Source organism: Duganella lactea (genome assembly GCF_009857505.1).
Lineage (GTDB): Bacteria > Pseudomonadota > Gammaproteobacteria > Burkholderiales > Burkholderiaceae_D > Rugamonas > Rugamonas lactea.
The window spans coordinates 269,546-285,415 of the sequence record NZ_WWCP01000001.1 but is presented as its reverse complement, the minus strand read 5'-3'; the positions used below and the strand labels follow the sequence as shown (position 1 = coordinate 285,415).

At 64.3% G+C, this 15,870-nt stretch carries 18 protein-coding genes and 1 tRNA gene; 10 read left to right on the top strand and 9 right to left on the bottom strand.

Annotated features, from left to right (window positions below):
- Positions 1-9: 9 nt before the first annotated feature.
- From bioB to GTP44_RS01420, 4 genes are read left to right on the top strand one after another with little or no spacing between them, the layout of a single operon-like run.
- Positions 10-1,056: a biotin synthase BioB gene (bioB, locus tag GTP44_RS01435; protein WP_161018013.1), complete on the top strand. Its 1,047-nt coding sequence runs from the start codon at positions 10-12 to the stop codon at positions 1,054-1,056.
- 59 nt (positions 1,057-1,115) lie between these two features.
- A complete protein-coding gene (locus GTP44_RS01430) occupies positions 1,116-3,074 on the top strand; it encodes an acetyl/propionyl/methylcrotonyl-CoA carboxylase subunit alpha (protein WP_161018012.1) in 1,959 nt (652 codons plus the stop codon).
- A 12-nt stretch (positions 3,075-3,086) separates the two neighbouring features.
- Complete coding sequence (locus GTP44_RS01425) at positions 3,087-4,019, top strand: 2-hydroxyacid dehydrogenase (RefSeq protein WP_161018011.1); 933 nt, start codon at positions 3,087-3,089, stop codon at positions 4,017-4,019.
- Position 4,020: 1 nt separating this feature from the next.
- Complete coding sequence (locus GTP44_RS01420; protein ID WP_161018010.1) at positions 4,021-4,932, top strand: hydroxymethylglutaryl-CoA lyase; 912 nt, start codon at positions 4,021-4,023, stop codon at positions 4,930-4,932.
- Positions 4,933-4,962: 30 nt separating this feature from the next.
- On the opposite strand, the gene GTP44_RS01415 is transcribed toward GTP44_RS01420, so the two are convergent.
- From GTP44_RS01415 to GTP44_RS01405, 3 genes are all read right to left on the bottom strand, one after another.
- Positions 4,963-5,691, bottom strand: a complete 729-nt coding sequence (locus GTP44_RS01415; RefSeq protein ID WP_161018009.1) for a LytR/AlgR family response regulator transcription factor — start codon at positions 5,689-5,691, stop codon at positions 4,963-4,965.
- Positions 5,692-5,693: 2 nt separating this feature from the next.
- Positions 5,694-6,974, bottom strand: a complete 1,281-nt coding sequence (locus tag GTP44_RS01410; protein WP_161018008.1) for a sensor histidine kinase — start codon at positions 6,972-6,974, stop codon at positions 5,694-5,696.
- A 119-nt stretch (positions 6,975-7,093) separates the two neighbouring features.
- Positions 7,094-7,170: transfer RNA gene (locus GTP44_RS01405), tRNA-Pro, on the bottom strand.
- A 75-nt stretch (positions 7,171-7,245) separates the two neighbouring features.
- Between GTP44_RS01405 and GTP44_RS01400 the strand changes: the two genes are divergently transcribed.
- Positions 7,246-7,860, top strand: coding sequence for a hypothetical protein (locus GTP44_RS01400; protein WP_161018007.1), 615 nt, complete (start codon positions 7,246-7,248; stop codon positions 7,858-7,860).
- Here GTP44_RS01400 and rsmI read toward each other — a convergent pair.
- A complete protein-coding gene (gene rsmI / locus GTP44_RS01395; RefSeq protein WP_160988359.1) occupies positions 7,857-8,765 on the bottom strand; it encodes a 16S rRNA (cytidine(1402)-2'-O)-methyltransferase in 909 nt (302 codons plus the stop codon). The genes GTP44_RS01400 and rsmI overlap by 4 nt on opposite strands.
- 10 nt (positions 8,766-8,775) lie before the next feature.
- Here rsmI and GTP44_RS01390 point away from each other — a divergent pair, with 10 nt between their 5' ends.
- The 5 genes from GTP44_RS01390 to GTP44_RS01370 are packed head-to-tail and all read left to right on the top strand — an operon-like array spanning position 8,776 to position 12,391.
- Positions 8,776-10,203 carry a penicillin-binding protein activator gene (locus GTP44_RS01390; RefSeq protein ID WP_161018006.1) on the top strand — a complete coding sequence of 476 codons (1,428 nt, stop codon included), beginning with the start codon at positions 8,776-8,778 and terminating at the stop codon, positions 10,201-10,203.
- Between the two features lie 7 nt (positions 10,204-10,210).
- A complete protein-coding gene (locus tag GTP44_RS01385; protein WP_161018005.1) occupies positions 10,211-10,561 on the top strand; it encodes a YraN family protein in 351 nt (116 codons plus the stop codon).
- A gap of 57 nt (positions 10,562-10,618) precedes the next feature.
- Entirely contained in the window at positions 10,619-11,215 is a 597-nt protein-coding gene (locus GTP44_RS01380) for a phosphoheptose isomerase (protein WP_090190818.1), read from the top strand.
- Complete coding sequence (locus GTP44_RS01375; protein ID WP_160988362.1) at positions 11,208-11,882, top strand: BON domain-containing protein; 675 nt, start codon at positions 11,208-11,210, stop codon at positions 11,880-11,882. Before GTP44_RS01380 ends, GTP44_RS01375 begins: the two co-directional genes overlap by 8 nt.
- A complete protein-coding gene (locus GTP44_RS01370; protein WP_160988363.1) occupies positions 11,879-12,391 on the top strand; it encodes a peroxiredoxin family protein in 513 nt (170 codons plus the stop codon). The genes GTP44_RS01375 and GTP44_RS01370 overlap by 4 nt, the downstream gene beginning before the upstream one ends.
- On the opposite strand, the gene GTP44_RS01365 is transcribed toward GTP44_RS01370, so the two are convergent.
- Genes GTP44_RS01365 through lipA form a run of 5 tightly spaced genes read right to left on the bottom strand, consistent with a single transcriptional unit; the run spans position 12,388 to position 15,867 of the window.
- Positions 12,388-13,260, bottom strand: a complete 873-nt coding sequence (locus GTP44_RS01365; protein WP_160988364.1) for a DUF3034 family protein — start codon at positions 13,258-13,260, stop codon at positions 12,388-12,390. The genes GTP44_RS01370 and GTP44_RS01365 overlap by 4 nt on opposite strands.
- Before the next feature lie 18 nt (positions 13,261-13,278).
- Entirely contained in the window at positions 13,279-13,752 is a 474-nt protein-coding gene (locus tag GTP44_RS01360) for a group I truncated hemoglobin (RefSeq protein WP_161018004.1), read from the bottom strand.
- A gap of 43 nt (positions 13,753-13,795) precedes the next feature.
- Positions 13,796-14,218, bottom strand: coding sequence for a PaaI family thioesterase (locus tag GTP44_RS01355; RefSeq protein ID WP_160988366.1), 423 nt, complete (start codon positions 14,216-14,218; stop codon positions 13,796-13,798).
- Between the two features lie 2 nt (positions 14,219-14,220).
- Positions 14,221-14,883 (bottom strand): uracil-DNA glycosylase, encoded by a 663-nt coding sequence (locus GTP44_RS01350; RefSeq protein WP_161018003.1) that lies wholly within the window; start codon positions 14,881-14,883, stop codon positions 14,221-14,223.
- Positions 14,884-14,892: 9 nt separating this feature from the next.
- Entirely contained in the window at positions 14,893-15,867 is a 975-nt protein-coding gene (lipA, locus tag GTP44_RS01345; RefSeq protein WP_160988368.1) for a lipoyl synthase, read from the bottom strand.
- Positions 15,868-15,870 lie beyond the last annotated feature (3 nt).

The following is a 15,870-nucleotide window of genomic DNA, read 5'->3' as shown; positions in this document are numbered from 1 at the left end:
GGAAAACAGATGTCTGAAACTACCCTCCAGCAACCGAAAGTCGTTTCCCTGCACCGCCCGACGGCGCCCATCCAGCCAGCCGCCGCCACCTGGCCGCGCGAAGAAGTGCTGGCGCTGTTCGAGCTGCCGTTCAATGACCTGATGTTCAAGGCGCAGCAAATCCACCGCGCCAACTTCCCGGACGGCGATGTCGAACTGGCGACGCTGCTGTCGATCAAAACCGGCGGCTGCGAAGAGGATTGCGGCTACTGCCCGCAAGCGGCGCGCTACGACACCGGCGTCGAAGCCAAGAAGCTGCTCGACATCGACACCGTGCTGGATGCGGCCAAGCAGGCCAAGGACAACGGCGCCACCCGCTTCTGCATGGGCGCCGCGTGGCGCAGCCCGAAAGACCGCGACATGGACAAGGTTGAAGAGATGGTGCGCTCGGTGAAGGCGCTGGGCCTGGAAACCTGCGCCACGCTGGGCATGCTGGAAGAGCACCAGGCGCAGCGCCTTAAGGACGCGGGCCTGGACTACTACAACCACAATCTGGACACCGCGCCCGAGTTCTACGACAACGTGATCTCGACCCGCCAGTATCAGGACCGTCTGGACACGCTGGGCCATGTGCGCGAAGCCGGCCTGAAAATCTGCTGCGGCGGCATCGTCGGCATGGGCGAAACACGCGACCAGCGCGCCGGCCTGATCGCGCAACTGGCCAACCTGAATCCATATCCGGAATCGGTGCCGATCAACCACCTGGTGCAGGTGGAAGGTACGCCGCTGCACGGCCTCGATCCACTGGACCCGTTTGAATTCGTGCGCACCATCGCGGTGGCGCGCATCACCATGCCGAAGGCGCGTGTGCGTTTGTCGGCGGGCCGCCGCGAATTGGGCGAGGCGGTGCAAGCCATGTGCTTCATGGCCGGCGCCAATTCGATCTTCTACGGCGACAAGCTGCTGACCACCGATAACCCGGAAGCGAACGACGACCGCGCGCTGCTGGAGAAACTGGGCCTGCTTACCCGTGGCGCGGTGCTGGAATCGGTGCAAAAGGAGAGCTGCGGCTGCTAAAAGGCCCACTCCCACGATGACAAAAAAACTTCCGGCCATAAGCCGTAAAGAGAGAGACGATGTTTACCAAAATTCTGATCGCCAATCGTGGTGAAATTGCCTGCCGTGTGGCCGCGACCGCGCGTCGCCTGGGCATCAAGACCGTTGCCGTGTATTCGGCAGCGGATGCCAACGCCAAGCACGTCGCCGTGTGCGACGAAGCGGTATTGATCGGCCCCGCCGCCGCCAAGGAAAGCTACCTGTGCGGCGACAAGATCATCGCCGCCGCCAAGGCCACCGGCGCGCAAGCCATCCATCCCGGCTACGGCTTCCTGTCGGAGAACGCCGGTTTTGCGGACGCCTGCGCGGAAGCGGGCCTGGTGTTCATCGGTCCACCCGCGTCGGCCATGCGCGCCATGGGTTCAAAATCGGCCGCCAAGCAGTTGATGGAGAAGGCCAACGTGCCGCTGGTGCCGGGCTATCACGGCGAGCAGCAGGACGCCGACTTCCTGCATGCGCAGGCGGACCGCATCGGCTATCCGGTGCTGCTGAAGGCTTCGGCCGGCGGCGGCGGCAAGGGCATGCGCGTGGTGGAGAACTCGGCGCAGTTCAAGGATGCGCTGGCGTCCTGCAAGCGCGAGGCGATCAGTTCTTTTGGCGACGACAAGGTGCTGGCGGAGAAATACCTGCAACGCCCACGTCACATTGAAATTCAGGTGTTTGCCGATACGCGAGGCAATTGCATCTATCTGTTCGAGCGCGATTGCTCGGTGCAGCGCCGCCACCAGAAGGTGCTGGAGGAAGCGCCGGCGCCGGGCATGACGGCCGAACGCCGCGCCGCGATGGGCGAAGCGGCGGTGGCCGCCGCGCGCGCCGTTGGCTATGTCGGCGCCGGCACGGTGGAGTTCATCGCCAACCAGGACGGCACGTTCTACTTCATGGAGATGAACACCCGCCTGCAAGTCGAACACCCGGTGACCGAGATGATTACCGGGACCGATCTGGTGGCATGGCAGCTGCGCGTTGCGGCCGGCGAGCCGCTGCCGAAGCAGCAGCACGAACTGACGATCAACGGCCATGCCATCGAGGCCCGCATCTACGCGGAGAATCCGGAGAAGGGCTTTCTGCCGTCGATCGGCACGCTGCGCCATCTCGGCACGCCTGATGCGGTTTCCTTTGAACTGGGCGGCGCCGCATCGGCGCCAGCGGCGGTGCGCATCGATTCGGGCGTGCGCGCGGGCGACGCCATCTCGCCGTTCTACGATCCGATGATCGCAAAGCTGATCGTCTGGGGCGCGGACCGCAAGCAGGCGCTGGCCCGCATGGCGCAGGCGCTGGCGCAGTATCACATCGTTGGCCTGCACACCAACATCGCCTTCCTCAAACGCCTGGTTGAAGGCCAGCCCTTCGCCAACGCCGATCTGGACACGGGCCTGATCGATCGCCATCACACCACGCTGTTTCCCGCCGCGCAGCCAGCGCCCGCCGCCGCACTGGCACTGGCCGCCGACGCGCTGCTGGCCGACGAACGCACGCACGCCGCCGATCCATGGGCGCGGACGACCGGCTGGCGCATGAACCAGTCCTACGTCCGCAAAATCGCCTTCGCCGACGAGCACACGAGCTACGACACCAGCATCACCTATCGCCCGGACGGCTGCCTGTTCAGCACCGCCGACGACAGCCTTCAACTCGGCGACCAGGCCAATCGCGGCACGGTGCTGCGCGATGGTGACACCTTCCACGTCTTCAGCAACGGCGCGCACTACCAACTGGTCTGGAACGACCCGATGGCGCACGCCGGCGAAACCGAAGCCGAAGGCGGCCGCCTCACCGCGCCGATGCCGGGCAAGGTCGTCGCCGTCCTCGCCAGCAAGGGCCAGACGGTGAAGAAGGGCGAGGCGCTGGTCATCATGGAAGCCATGAAAATGGAACACACCATCGCCGCCCCGCACGACGGCACCGTCAACGACATCCTGTACAACGTCGGCGACCAGGTAGCGGATGGCGCGCCGCTGCTGGACTTCCAGGCGGCATAAAGGAGAACCACCATGCGCATACTGCTCCATCGCGCCGACGGCAAAACCGAGCCGTGGATCAAGGACTTCGCCAAGTTCCTGCCCGAAGCGGAAATCGAAATCTGGCACGCCGGCGAGAAATGCCAGGCCTGCGACTACGCCGTGGTGTGGTCGCCGCCGGAAGCGATGCTGGCGGAACTGGCCACCGTTAAAGCCATCTTCGTCACCGGCGCCGGCGTGGACGCGCTGCTCAAGTTCGGCGACGCGCTGCCGGCGCACATCCCCATCATCCGGCTGGAAGACGCCGGCATGGGCGTGCAGATGGCCGAATACGTGACGCACGCGGTGCTGCGCTACTTCCGCCGTTTCGACGAATACGAAGCGCAGGCGCGCGCCGGCAAGTGGGCGCCGCTGCCGCAATATCACAAGGAGGATTTCGCCGTCGGTGTATTGGGCATGGGCGTGCTGGGCACCCGCGTGCTGGAGGCGCTGGCGCCGTTCGGCTTCCCGCTGCGCGGCTGGAGCCGTACCGACAAAAGCATGCCCGGCGTGCAGACCTTCACCGGCGCCGATGGCCTGGACACCTTCCTGCGCGGCAGCCGCGTGCTGGTCTGCATGCTGCCGCTGACGCCGGAAACCAGCAACATCATCGACCGCACCAATATGTGCAAGCTGCCGCAGGGCGCGTACATCGTCAACGTCGCGCGCGGCGCGCACATCGCCGAGCCGGATCTGCTGACGTTAATTAAATCCGGCCACATCGCCGCCGCCACGCTGGACGTGTTGCGCAACGAGCCCTTGCCGGCGCAGCATCCGTTCTGGCAGGAGCCGCGCATCACCATCACGCCGCACATCTCCGCGCTGACCTTGCGCCGCGAGAGCGTGCAGCAGATTGCCGCCAACATTCGCAAGGCCGAGGCGGGCGAAGCCATCGCCGGCGCGGTCGACCGCACACTGGGATACTGAAATGAGCAGCTTACCGAAACAAGTCAAAATCGTCGAAGTGGGTCCGCGCGACGGCCTGCAGAACGAAAAAGAAAACGCCCCGGCCGAGATCAAGATCGCGCTGGTGAACCGCCTCACCGCCGCCGGCTTCCAGAACATTGAGGCGGCGGCCTTCGTGTCGCCGAAGTGGGTGCCGCAGATGGCCACCAGCGCCGACGTCATGGCCGCCATCGAGCGCAAGCCGGGCGTGATCTATTCCGCGCTGACGCCGAACATGCAGGGCTTCGAGGCGGCGCTGGCGGCGCGCGCGGACGAGGTGGTGATCTTCGGCTCCGCCTCGGAAGCGTTCTCGCAAAAAAACATCAACTGCTCGATCGCCGAATCGATCGCCCGCTTTGAAGGCGTGGCCAAGGCGGCGAAAGACAACGGCATCCGCCTGCGCGGCAGCATCAGCTGCGCCTTCGGCTGCCCTTATCAGGGCGAGGTGCCGCTGGACGCGGTGGCCGATGTAGTGGGCCGCATGCGCGACCTGGGCTGCGATGAAATCGACATCGCCGACACCATCGGCGTCGCCACCGCGCGCAAGACGCAGGCGGTGATGGAGCGCGCCATCCGCGCTTTCCGCGTTGATGGCTTGTCCGGGCACTTTCACGACACGTATGGTCAGGCGCTGGCCAACATCTACGCCAGCCTGGAGCTGGGCATCTCGATTTATCACTCGTCGGTATCGGGGCTGGGTGGCTGCCCGTATGCGAAAGGGGCGACTGGCAACGTCGCCACCGAGGACGTGCTGTATATGATGCAGGGCCTGGGTATTGAGACCGGCATCGATCTGGACATGGTGGTCGATGCCGGGCAGTTTATCTCGCAGTACCTGGGCCGCAAAGGCGCCAGCCGGGCCGGCAACGCCATCGCCGCCAAGCGCACCACCTAGCCATTCCCGCTTTCGCGGGAATGACGGTGGTTACATCTGGCGGAACTGGCGGCTGTAGGTTTCACTGACGGTGAGTTTTTCGGTGCGGCCCTTGAGGCGAATTTCCATCGCGCTGCCATCGCGGTCGATACGGTCGACCGCTTCCAAATTGACGATGGCGCCGCGATGAATCTGCGTGAATTGCGCCGCGTCGAGCTGCTCGATCAGCTCTTTCAGCGGCAGGCGAATCAGCGCTTCGCCATCATGCGTGACCACGCGCGTGTATTTGCCGTCCGACTGGAAGTACTGCACATCGCGCACCATCACCAGCCGCACCGTGTTGCCGGCCGACGCCTTGATCCATTTGAGATGCTGCACCGGCGCCGGCGCGATCTGCCGCCACACGCCAGCCGGCACCGCCGCGGTGCTGCGCGTCTTTAACCGCTTCACCGTTTGCAGCAACCGCGCCGCCGTCACCGGCTTGACGATGTAATCGACCGCACCCGCCTGAAACGCCTGCACCGCGTGTTCCGCGTAGGCGGTAACGAAGACGATCTGCGCATGTTCGCCCACATGCGCCGCCACTTCCATACCGGTCAGGCCGGGAATCTGGATGTCGAGGAACACCACATCCGGCTTCAGGGTATCCAGCAGCGATATGGCTTCGACGCCGTTTTCAGCCTGGCCGGCGATCTCCAGTTCCGGCCACAGCGCGGCCAGCTGGTCACGCAATTCCGCTGCCAGCAGCGGTTCATCTTCCACGATCAACGCGATCGGCATGCTCACTCCTTGATGATCAGCGTGGCCACCACGCCGCCGTTTTCTCCCGCCGTCACCGACAGCGACGCGCCTTCACCATACAGCAATTGCAGGCGCTCGTGGATATTCGCCAGGCCGAAGCCCTGGCCCATTTGCTCGGTCAGGCCAACGCCATCATCACTGACGTGCACACAGAGATCATGCTTGCGCCGCAGCGTGGTGATGACGATTTCACCCGGCCGGCTGGCGCGCTCCAGACCGTGCTTGATGGCGTTTTCCACCAGCGATATCAGCATCGCCGGCGGGAAGGGCAGTCCCAGCGAAGCGGTATCCGCCTCGATATGGAAGCGCAGGCGTTGCCCCATGCGGATCTGCATGATGGACAGGTAGTTGCGCACCAGCGCCAGCTCACGCTCCACCGTCGAGGACACGGAGCGCATATCAGGCAGGGCGTTTTGCAAATAACCGACCAGATGGTCGAGCATTTGCTGCGCGGTGTCGCCGTCGGTGCGGATCAGGTATTTGAGGTTGGCCAGGGTATTGAACAGAAAGTGCGGCTCGACCTGCGCCTGCAACGCCGACAGCTTGGCGTGTAGCGCGGCGCGCTCCAGTTCCTGTTCGCGTTTGATGGCGCGCAGCATGCGCTCGCGCTGCTCGAACTGCGTCCGCAGATGGGCGGCCACCGTTTCCACCGCATGCAGCGCGCCACCAACCTGCACGGTGAAGAAATCGTAGCCGATGCGGCGGCGGATGCGCACTTCCACTGGCGCCCCGCGCTCGGCCACGATCAGCACCTCGGTGCACTGGGAGAACCAGACCGGCCACCGCGGCGAAATCAAGATGCGACCTTCATAAGGCGAGTAGCGAAACACCGCCGGCCCGCCATAACCCAGCGCCGTGCCCAGCGCCAGGCCGGACAGCGTTTCGGTGCAGATGTTGTGCGTGACCAGTTGGTCCAGCGGCGACACCAGCGTCCGCCGGGGACGCGCGGACAGCATCTCTTCGGTCAGCGCGGTGCCGGCTTCGGTCAGCTCTGCCAACCGCTGCTTCACCCTCGCATTCGTGATGGCGATGGGAAGCAAGACCAGCAACATCACATTGCTCAACGGCCCCCATGCCCAGGTAGACTTGCCCGGGCCCGGTGGCACGACGGACAAGATCAGCAAAGCCAGCGGCGGTACAAAAACGATGAGGAAAATCGCCATGAGCCCCCACTGCCGCAGCGCCGACTCCCGCTTGTAGCGGCGCACCAGCTTGGGATCATGCGTGACCGCTTGTTTGAGGTGGAAAGGTGTCGTATTCATCACGCCCATTCTAACGGCTGCGGAAGGTGGCAACGGCGCGTGCGACGGAAGGGCCAAAATCGGGCGTGAAATGGAAAAAACCCTGTTTGACGTTGCCGTCAAACAGGGTTTTTAGATTTTGGTCGGAGTACAAGGATTCGAACCTTGGACCCCCTGGTCCCAAACCAGGTGCGCTACCGGGCTGCGCTACACTCCGAAGAAGCAAGATAATACAGCCTGGCCGGTAACTCGTCAAGTGCTACCATCGCTTCAATGCTAATATCTGAAAACTATGAGCGCTACGATTTCATTCGATGAGGCCAGAAGCCCGCGCAGACCAGGCATCGCTGCGGGCATTGTCGTCTCGCTGGCGCTGCACGCGGTCTTGATTTTTGGCTACCGGCTATCCAGCCCGCCAGCGGCCAAACAACCGGCCCGGTCGATGACGGTGTGGTTGCAAGCGCCGAAGCCACTTGCCAGGGTCGAGCCGCCCAAGCCGGAGCCTAAGCCGGAACGCAAACGCCAGCCAGCGCCGGCACGCGAGCGCACCACCGTGGCCGCCACACCCCCGCGCACCGAGGAGGCGGCGCGGGAGCCAGTGCCGCCGGCCGAATCCCAGACCATCACGCTGCCGCGCGAGCAAGATCCGCTGTACGCCGACCAGCAGCCGAAAGCTTTTGATATCGAGGCCGCCAAAAAAGCCGCCCGCAAAGCCGCCTCCGAGAAAGCCGCGCCCGGCACGCTGGCCGCCCAGCTGGAAGCCCATCCGATCGCCGCCGAGCCCAACGGCACCGAACTGGGCAGGAAAATAGAGAAGGCCGGCAAAACCGATTGCCTCAAATCGGCCTCCGGCGCCGGCCTGCTGGCGCCGTTATTCTGGGCGCTGGACAAGCACTGCAAGTTTTAAGCGTCGTTCTTGAGTTCCAGCGCGCGGTCGTACAGCGCGTTTTTCTTGCGCCCGGTGATCTGGGCAGCCAGTCCGGCCGCCTGCTTGACCGGCAGTTCGGCCAGCAGAATCTGCAAAATCCGGTCCGCCTCGGCGTCATTTTCATCATCCGCCGGTGGCGCGCCGTCCAGCAGCACGACGAATTCGCCTTTTTCCCGATGGCCATCGGCCTTGATCCACGCCACCGCCTCGGACAGCGGGCAGCGGTGGATTTCCTCGAACATCTTGGTCAGCTCACGCGCAAACACCACCTGGCGCGTCGGCTCGAACGCCGCCGCCAGCGCGCTGGCGCAGTCCAGAATGCGGTGCGGCGCCTCATAAAACACCATGGTGGCCGTCACCGCGCGCAGCGTGCCGAGGAAATTCTCGCGCTGCTTGGCCTTGGCCGGCAGGAAGCCGACAAAGTAAAACTGATCATTCACCAGGCCACTGGCCGACAGCGCCGTCACCGCCGCCGACGCTCCCGGCAGCGGCAGCACGCGCAAACCGGCCGCCCGCACCGCGTCGACAATGCGCGCGCCCGGATCGGACACCGCCGGCGTGCCGGCGTCCGACACCAGCGCGATGCGCTCGCCAGCCTGTAGTCGAGAAATCAACATTTCCGCCGCCTCCCGCTCATTGTGCTGATGCGCGGCGATCAATGGCTTGTGCAGTCCGAAGCGTCCCATCAGCGTGGCGGTGTTGCGCGTGTCCTCGCATGCCACAGCATTGACCAAGCTCAAAACGTGCAGCGCGCGCAGACTAATATCGGTGACATTGCCAATGGGGGTCGCCACGACGTATAAGGTTGCGCTAGGATAGGTCTGATGCGCCATTTCGCCCATGACGGGCAAAGTGGCTATGGAACTGGATTCAAGATCGCTCATTGGGGGTAGGATGAAAAGTGTGAGGTTGACGCTGCTGTGCATGGTTGCCGCAGTTTTAAGTGCGTGCAGCACGCCGTTTTGCAACGCGCCGGGGGGATTGTGCTCGCCCCAGGCGGCAAATACAAGCCTGCCACCGCCACCGCCGCCACCCAAGCCGGCCCCGCTGCCGAAACCGCCGCCCGAGCCAGCGCTGCCGGCGGCGCAGACCTTCGCCATCAACCTGCCAGACGCGCCCGGCTCGACCGGCATCAGCGATGACGACCGCGGCCAGTTGCCACCACGAGCCGAACCGCCGGCCATCGACCGCACCGACAACGATGCCGGCCAGCCATCGACCGCGCCGATCCGCATCGGCCTGCTGCTGCCGCTGCAATCGGAAACGCTGGGCGCCGCCGCCGACTCGGTGCGCGCCGGCTTCATGGCCGCCTGGGAGCGCGATCGCGGCAACATCACCGTCACCGTGCTGGAAACCGGCGACGTGCCGCAAGACATCCTGTCGGTCTACGCCCGCGCGCTGCAAAGCGAGGATCTGGTGGTCGGCCCGCTGTCGCGCTCGGCCGTGGCCACCATCGCCACCAGCGCGCTGGTCAGCAAGCCGACCATCGCCCTGAATTATCCGGAAGGCTACGGCCAGGCCGGCGCCACGCCGCTGCCGCCGCACATGCTGGCCATCGGCCTGTCGATCGAGGAAGAGGCGCGCCAGGCCGCGCAGTGGGCCGCGCGCGAGCAGGCCGACGGCGCCGCCGTGGTGCTCACCACCAGCTCGCCATGGCAGCGGCGCGTCGCCAACGCCTTCGCCGCCGAATGGCAACGCCTGGGCCGTCCGGTGCGCGTGATGGAGCTGAACGCGCCGGACAGCTATCTCAGCGATCCCGACCTGGTGCAGCTGCGCGCCAGCCTGCGCCAGTCGCCGCCGGCGCTGCTGTTCTCGGCCATGGGCGCCGACCAGACGCGCCAGTTGCGCATCGCCCTCGGCGGCAACGTCTCGCCGGAAGCGACCAACCCGACCTTCAGCACCGCCGATGCGCTGCCGCCACCGCCACCAGCGACGCCGGCCGAGTCCTTCCGCGGCCTGCCGATCTACGGCACCTCGGCGCTCAATCCGGGCCGCGAGGCCGGCTTCCCCACCCAGGACCTGGAAGGCGTGCGCCTGCTGGACCTGCCGTGGCAGGTCCAGCGCGACCACCCGGCGGTGATGGTTTATCCGCGACCACTGCAGGCCGGCGTCGGCGGCGCCGACATGGCGCGCCTGTACGCGCTGGGCATCGACGCCTTCCGCGTGGCGCGCGAAATCGGCCGTCATCCGGTCGGCCATTTCCGGCTGGACGGCGTCACCGGCAGGCTGAGCATCGACTTCGGTCGCGGCCCGGCCAGTTTTGAGCGCATCGAACCCGCGGCCGTGTACCTGAACGGCGCGCCGGAGCCGGTCAATCCATGAGGTCGCCATGCCGCGCACGCCACAACAGCGGCTGGGCCGGCTGGGCGAGGACCGGGCGCTGGCCCACCTCGAAGCCCAGGGCCTGACGCTGCTGGAGCGCAATTTCCTGTGTAAATCGGGCGAAATCGACCTCGTCATGCAACACGGGCCGATGCTGGTGTTTGTCGAGGTCCGCCGCCGCGCCAACGCGCGCTACGGCGGCGCCGTCTACAGCGTCACCCCGGCCAAGCAGCAACGGCTGTTTCGCGCCGCGCAATATTATCTGTTACGCCACAAACTGCCGCCGCCATGCCGCTTCGACCTGGTCGCCATCGATGATGAAAAGTTGTCGTGGATACAAAACGCACTGGAGATGTAAGCATTTTTAACAGCGCTTGTCGAGTCTGCGGGACGACTGCACTATAATCAGCACACTATGACTAATCAACGCATCCTGGCGCACTTCCACGAAAGTGCCGAAACTAAAATCCAGTCCGCCACCGTCCTCGCGCCGCATATCGCGCAAGCGATCGAGATGATGTTCACGGCACTGTCCAACGGCAACAAGATTCTGGTCTGCGGCAACGGCGGTTCGGCCGCCGACTCGCAGCACTTCGCGGCCGAGCTGGTGGGACGCTTCGAACGCGAGCGCTTCCCGCTGCCGGCCATCGCGCTGACCACCGACACCTCGATCCTGACGGCGGTGGCCAACGACTACAGCTACCGCGAGATTTTCTCGAAGCAGGTGCAGGCGTTCGGCCAGGCCGGCGACATCCTGCTGGCGTTTTCCACCTCGGGCAATTCCGGCAACGTGGTGGCGGCGATTGAAGCGGCGCTGGAGCGTGAAATGCGCGTGGTGGCGCTGACCGGCAAGGGTGGCGGCGCCATCGGCAAGATGCTGACCGACGCCGATGTCCACATCTGCGTGCCGCACGACCGCACCGCCCGCATCCAGGAAGTCCACCTGGTGACCATCCATGCTATTTGCGACGGCATCGACGTCGCGCTGTTCGGAGGAGATGTGAATGAGTAAATCCAGCGCTATCTGGAACAAGGTACAACGTCCGCTGGCCCTGAGCGTGCTGTGCGGCGCCATGCTGGCATCGCTGTCGGGCTGTGTCGCGCTGGTCGCGGGCGGTGCGATTTCCGGTACGCTGGCGGCCTCCGACCGTCGCACCTTCGGCGCGCAAACCGAAGACAAGGCGATCGAGGTCAAGGCCGGCATCAAGGTCAACAACATCGGCGGCGACGCCGCGCACGTCAACATCAACAGCTTCAACCGTCGCGCGCTGCTGACCGGCGAAGTCCGCGACGAGGCGATGAAGGCGCAGATCGAGCGCGAAATCCGCGGCATCGAAGGCGTGATCGACGTCATCAACGAGCTGGAAATCGCCGGCCCGTCGAGCTACACCTCGCGCTCCAGCGACACCATCATCACCGGCAAGGTCAAGGCCAGCCTGGTGGACGCCAAGGATATCTCGGCCAACTCCTACCAGGTGGTCACCGAGCGCGGTGTGGTGTACCTGCAGGGTCGCGTGACCCAGCGCGAAGGCCAGATCGGCGCCGACATCGCGCGCGGCGTCAGCGGCGTGACCAAGGTGGTCAAGGTGTTCGAATACATCAGCGACGAAGAGCTGAAGACCTACCAGGCCACGCCAGCGCCGGCGCCGGCCAGCACCAGCGGTAGCGGCAACCCATGAGCACCGCCTCGCGCGCCTGGATCAAGCCGGTGATCGCCGCCGTGGCGGTGGCCGCCATCGGCATCGGCGCCTACGCCACGGTATCCAAGCGCGAGGTGGCGCCACAACTGACCTTCCTCAGCATCAAGGGCGACAAGATCACGCCGGACAGCCTCAAGGGCAAGGTGGTGATGGTGAATTTCTGGGCCACCGACTGCGCCACCTGCATCAAGGAGATGCCGGACATGGTCGCCACCTACAACAAATACAAGCCGCAGGGCCTGGAGTTCGTGGCCGTGGCGATGAGCTACGACCGTCCGGACTACGTGGTCAACTACACCGAAACGCGCCAGCTGCCGTTCAAGGTGGCGCTGGATGTCGACGGCTCGGCCGCCAAGGCTTACGGCAATGTGTCGATGACGCCGACCACCTTCGTCATCGGCAAGGATGGCAAGATCCTCAAGCGCTACCTGGGCGAGCCGGATTTCCCGGCGCTGCACAAGCTGCTGGATGCATCGCTGAAGGGTTAAAAGCCCGCCTGCAGCGACAGATACACCCCCTTCTGCTGCTTCGGATTGAAGATGGTGATGTCCCCCAGGTTGGCGTAGGCCACCGTCAGCGACACATTCCGCGAAGGGAACCAGGCGAGGAAGGCGTCGTAGTACGCCTTCTCGTTGTCCACGCCGAGATTGTGCGGCTTGCGGCGATACTCGGCGCCCAGCGCCAGCTGGCGGTTGATCAGGTAGGCGGCCGAGAACTCCGGCTTCACGCGCATCGCGTCATTGCGGTCGCCGCCGAAGCCCAGAAGGCCCATCTGATTGGCGCGCGTGGCGCGCAGCGTGGCATTCAGCAGCAGGCTATATTCCAGATAGAGCTTGGTGGCGGAGACGTAATAGTCATAACCGCTGTCGTCCTTCGCGCCCAGCTGCTTGACGTTGGTGACGCCCAGCGCACCGAGGCCGCCGACGCCCTTGTTCTTCTTGTACATCACGCCGACGGCCACTTGCGGCACCCACGTATCCTGCTCGTAGACGGCGTCGCCCAGCACCTTCAGTTTGAGGCCGAAGATGTCCTGCTTGATGTTCAGCTTATCCAGCGGCGCCAGGCTGCCCTTGAACTCCTGGTTGGCGAAGGAGACTTCAACTCGGTCCGCCACGCCCACCGCCACACCGTAGCTGTTGAGCTGATAGTCCTGCGTTTTGAGATACGTGGCGTGCGCATTGGCGCCCCACGAGTCGCGCGTGCCATAGCCGGAGATCAGCGCCCACGGCGTGATGCCACCACCACCCGCACCTTCCACCTGCGCGACGCCGCCGGTGGCCAGCAGCTTGCCCATATCCTGCGCGGCCACACCGCCGCACGCACACACCGCCAAGCAGGCTGAGATGATTTTTTTCATGGTTCTATTCCTGGCGGCTTATTTGGTCACGATATCGCGCTGCATCGGCGCCAGCCTGGCGACCAGCTTGAGCGCGACGCCGCTCGGCACCTGGTGCTGTTCCATCGCGATCTGCAAATCCTCGGTCAGCGCGTTGAACATGGCGTTGGTGATCTGCAGGTCCTGGTGCACGGTCTTCATATCGCGCACGGTGCCCACGCCATCCATCGTCTTGTCGCGGTATTGACCGGTGTACTTGCACGGGCCGCCGGCGAACTCGCACAACTGCTGCGCCAGACGCACCTTCAGCTGCGCAATATCGAAGTCGGCGAAGTTGTCCTTGATGCGCGGGTCGGCCAGCACAATGGTCAGGAAGCTATCGACGATTTTGTGGATGCCCTCCTTGCCACCCAGCCCCTGATAGGTGGCGTCGTCGGTGTAGGGAGTCTGCGCCACGGCCAGTGTGGAGGCCAGCAGCAGGCCGATGGTGGCCATGCGGGTCAATTTGAACATCAAAGAACTCATCAGTGGTTGTGTCTACCCGGCAATTTATCAGCTATTTGGGGAACAAAACCATTTGTGTGCAACGGAACAACGCTATTGTTTTGCCGGTGGCCTTGTTGACGACGATGGCGTCCCACACCTGCGTGGTGCGGCCCAGATGGACGGCGGTGGCGGTGGCCACCACCGTGCCATCGCGGGCGGTGCCGAGATGATTCGATTTGAGTTCGATCGTGGTGAAATTCTGCGCGCCCTCGGGCAGATGCGAGAAGCAGGCGTAGCCGCAGGCGGTATCGGCCAGCGTGACCACGCTGCCGGCGTGCAGGAAGCCATTCGGCGCCAGATGGTGTTTGGCGACGTTGAACTCGGCAACGATCTCGCCTTCCTTCACCGAGGTGATGACGATGCCCAGGAAATCCGGCAACGTGCCCTTGCCGAAGGTGTTGAAGTATTCTGGATTGAAAGTGCTGGCGTCCATGTTCAGGCCCATTGAATCGGCGCGTGGCCGTTGGCGGTCAAGTAATCGTTCGCGCGCGAGAACGGCCGGCTGCCAAAGAAGCCTTTATGCGCGGAGAACGGCGATGGGTGAGGCGAAGTCAGCACCAGGTGCTTGCGGCTGTCGATCAGCGCGCGCTTGGCGATGGCATAGCTGCCCCACAAAATGAAGACGATGTTTTCACGCTGCTGCGACAACGCCTTGATGGCGCTGTCGGTGAAGGTCTCCCAGCCGTGGTTGGCATGCGAGCCGGCTTCACGCGCGCGCACGGTCAGCACGCTGTTGAGCAGGAACACGCCTTGCTCGGCCCAATCGGTGAGATCGGTCTGGCGGCGATCGAGGCCGAGGTCGCTGTGCAGTTCCTGGAAGATGTTTTGCAGGCTGGGCTGCGGGCGGTTGCCGTCCGGGACCGAGAAGCAGAAGCCCATCGCGGCGCCGGGCGTGTGGTACGGGTCCTGCCCGAGAATCACCACTTTCACCTGATCAAACGGCGTCAGGTCAAACGCGCGGAAGATATTTTTGCCGGCCGGGCAGCACTGCGTGGCCGCATACTCGGCGCGCACAAAGGTCGTCAGGGAATCCCAGTACGGCTGCTCAAACTCCCCCTGCAACCGCTGCTTCCATGACGCCTCTATGCGTACACTCATGTGCCTTGATCAGCCGGCGGCCAGCACGTTGTGCGCCTGCTCGTCCGCGTGGTACGAGGAGCGCACCATGGCGCCCACGGCGGCGTGCTTGAAGCCCATCTTGTAGGCTTCTTCCTCAAACATCTTGAACACATCCGGATGCACATAGCGGCGCACCGGCAGGTGGCTGTTCGACGGCGCCAGATACTGGCCGATGGTCAGCATGTCGATGTCGTGCTCGCGCATGTCGCGCATCACTTGCAGGATTTCCTCGTCGGTCTCGCCCAGGCCGACCATGATGCCGGACTTGGTCTTCACCTGCGGATACATGGCCTTGAAATCCTTCAGCAGCTTCAGCGAGTGCATATAATCCGAACCCGGACGCGCTTCCTTGTACAGACGCGGCACGGTTTCCAGATTGTGGTTCATCACGTCCGGCAGGCCGTCGGCGAAGATCGCCAGCGCTTTTTCCAGACGGCCGCGGAAGTCAGGCACCAGCACTTCGATCTGCGTCTTCGGCGACAGCGCGCGGGTGTTGGAGATGCACTCGACGAAGTGGGCGGCGCCGCCGTCGCGCAGGTCGTCGCGGTCCACCGAGGTGATCACCACATAGCTCAGGCGCAGCTTGGCGATGGTATGCGACAGGTTGGTCGGCTCATCCTTGTCCAGCGGGTCCGGGCGGCCGTGGCCGACGTCGCAGAACGGGCAGCGGCGGGTGCACTTGTCGCCCATGATCATGAAGGTGGCCGTGCCCTTGCCGAAGCATTCGCCGATGTTGGGGCAGCTCGCCTCCTCGCACACGGTGACCAGCTTGTTCTCGCGCAGCGTTTCCTTGATTTCGTAGAAACGGGTGTTCGGCGAACCGGCCTTGACGCGAATCCAGTCCGGCTTCTTCAGGCGCTCGACCTGCTCGACCGGCACGATCTTGATCGGAATGCGCGCGGTTTTGCTGGCGCCTTTTTGCTTTTCGCTCGGGTTGTAAGCTGCGTTGATTTCAGTGGTCATAAT

What these genes read in the sequence shown, in the direction of transcription:
- bioB (WP_161018013.1), top strand. Translation starts at nt 10, where the DNA reads ATGTCTGAAACTACCCTCCAGCAACCGAAAGTCGTTTCCCTGCACCGC.
- GTP44_RS01430 (WP_161018012.1), top strand. Translation starts at nt 1,116, where the DNA reads ATGTTTACCAAAATTCTGATCGCCAATCGTGGTGAAATTGCCTGCCGT.
- GTP44_RS01425 (WP_161018011.1), top strand. Translation starts at nt 3,087, where the DNA reads ATGCGCATACTGCTCCATCGCGCCGACGGCAAAACCGAGCCGTGGATC.
- GTP44_RS01420 (WP_161018010.1), top strand. Translation starts at nt 4,021, where the DNA reads ATGAGCAGCTTACCGAAACAAGTCAAAATCGTCGAAGTGGGTCCGCGC.
- GTP44_RS01415 (WP_161018009.1), bottom strand. Translation starts at nt 5,691, where the DNA reads ATGCCGATCGCGTTGATCGTGGAAGATGAACCGCTGCTGGCAGCGGAA.
- GTP44_RS01410 (WP_161018008.1), bottom strand. Translation starts at nt 6,974, where the DNA reads ATGAATACGACACCTTTCCACCTCAAACAAGCGGTCACGCATGATCCC.
- GTP44_RS01400 (WP_161018007.1), top strand. Translation starts at nt 7,246, where the DNA reads ATGAGCGCTACGATTTCATTCGATGAGGCCAGAAGCCCGCGCAGACCA.
- rsmI (WP_160988359.1), bottom strand. Translation starts at nt 8,765, where the DNA reads ATGAGCGATCTTGAATCCAGTTCCATAGCCACTTTGCCCGTCATGGGC.
- GTP44_RS01390 (WP_161018006.1), top strand. Translation starts at nt 8,776, where the DNA reads ATGAAAAGTGTGAGGTTGACGCTGCTGTGCATGGTTGCCGCAGTTTTA.
- GTP44_RS01385 (WP_161018005.1), top strand. Translation starts at nt 10,211, where the DNA reads ATGCCGCGCACGCCACAACAGCGGCTGGGCCGGCTGGGCGAGGACCGG.
- GTP44_RS01380 (WP_090190818.1), top strand. Translation starts at nt 10,619, where the DNA reads ATGACTAATCAACGCATCCTGGCGCACTTCCACGAAAGTGCCGAAACT.
- GTP44_RS01375 (WP_160988362.1), top strand. Translation starts at nt 11,208, where the DNA reads ATGAGTAAATCCAGCGCTATCTGGAACAAGGTACAACGTCCGCTGGCC.
- GTP44_RS01370 (WP_160988363.1), top strand. Translation starts at nt 11,879, where the DNA reads ATGAGCACCGCCTCGCGCGCCTGGATCAAGCCGGTGATCGCCGCCGTG.
- GTP44_RS01365 (WP_160988364.1), bottom strand. Translation starts at nt 13,260, where the DNA reads ATGAAAAAAATCATCTCAGCCTGCTTGGCGGTGTGTGCGTGCGGCGGT.
- GTP44_RS01360 (WP_161018004.1), bottom strand. Translation starts at nt 13,752, where the DNA reads ATGTTCAAATTGACCCGCATGGCCACCATCGGCCTGCTGCTGGCCTCC.
- GTP44_RS01355 (WP_160988366.1), bottom strand. Translation starts at nt 14,218, where the DNA reads ATGGACGCCAGCACTTTCAATCCAGAATACTTCAACACCTTCGGCAAG.
- GTP44_RS01350 (WP_161018003.1), bottom strand. Translation starts at nt 14,883, where the DNA reads ATGAGTGTACGCATAGAGGCGTCATGGAAGCAGCGGTTGCAGGGGGAG.
- lipA (WP_160988368.1), bottom strand. Translation starts at nt 15,867, where the DNA reads ATGACCACTGAAATCAACGCAGCTTACAACCCGAGCGAAAAGCAAAAA.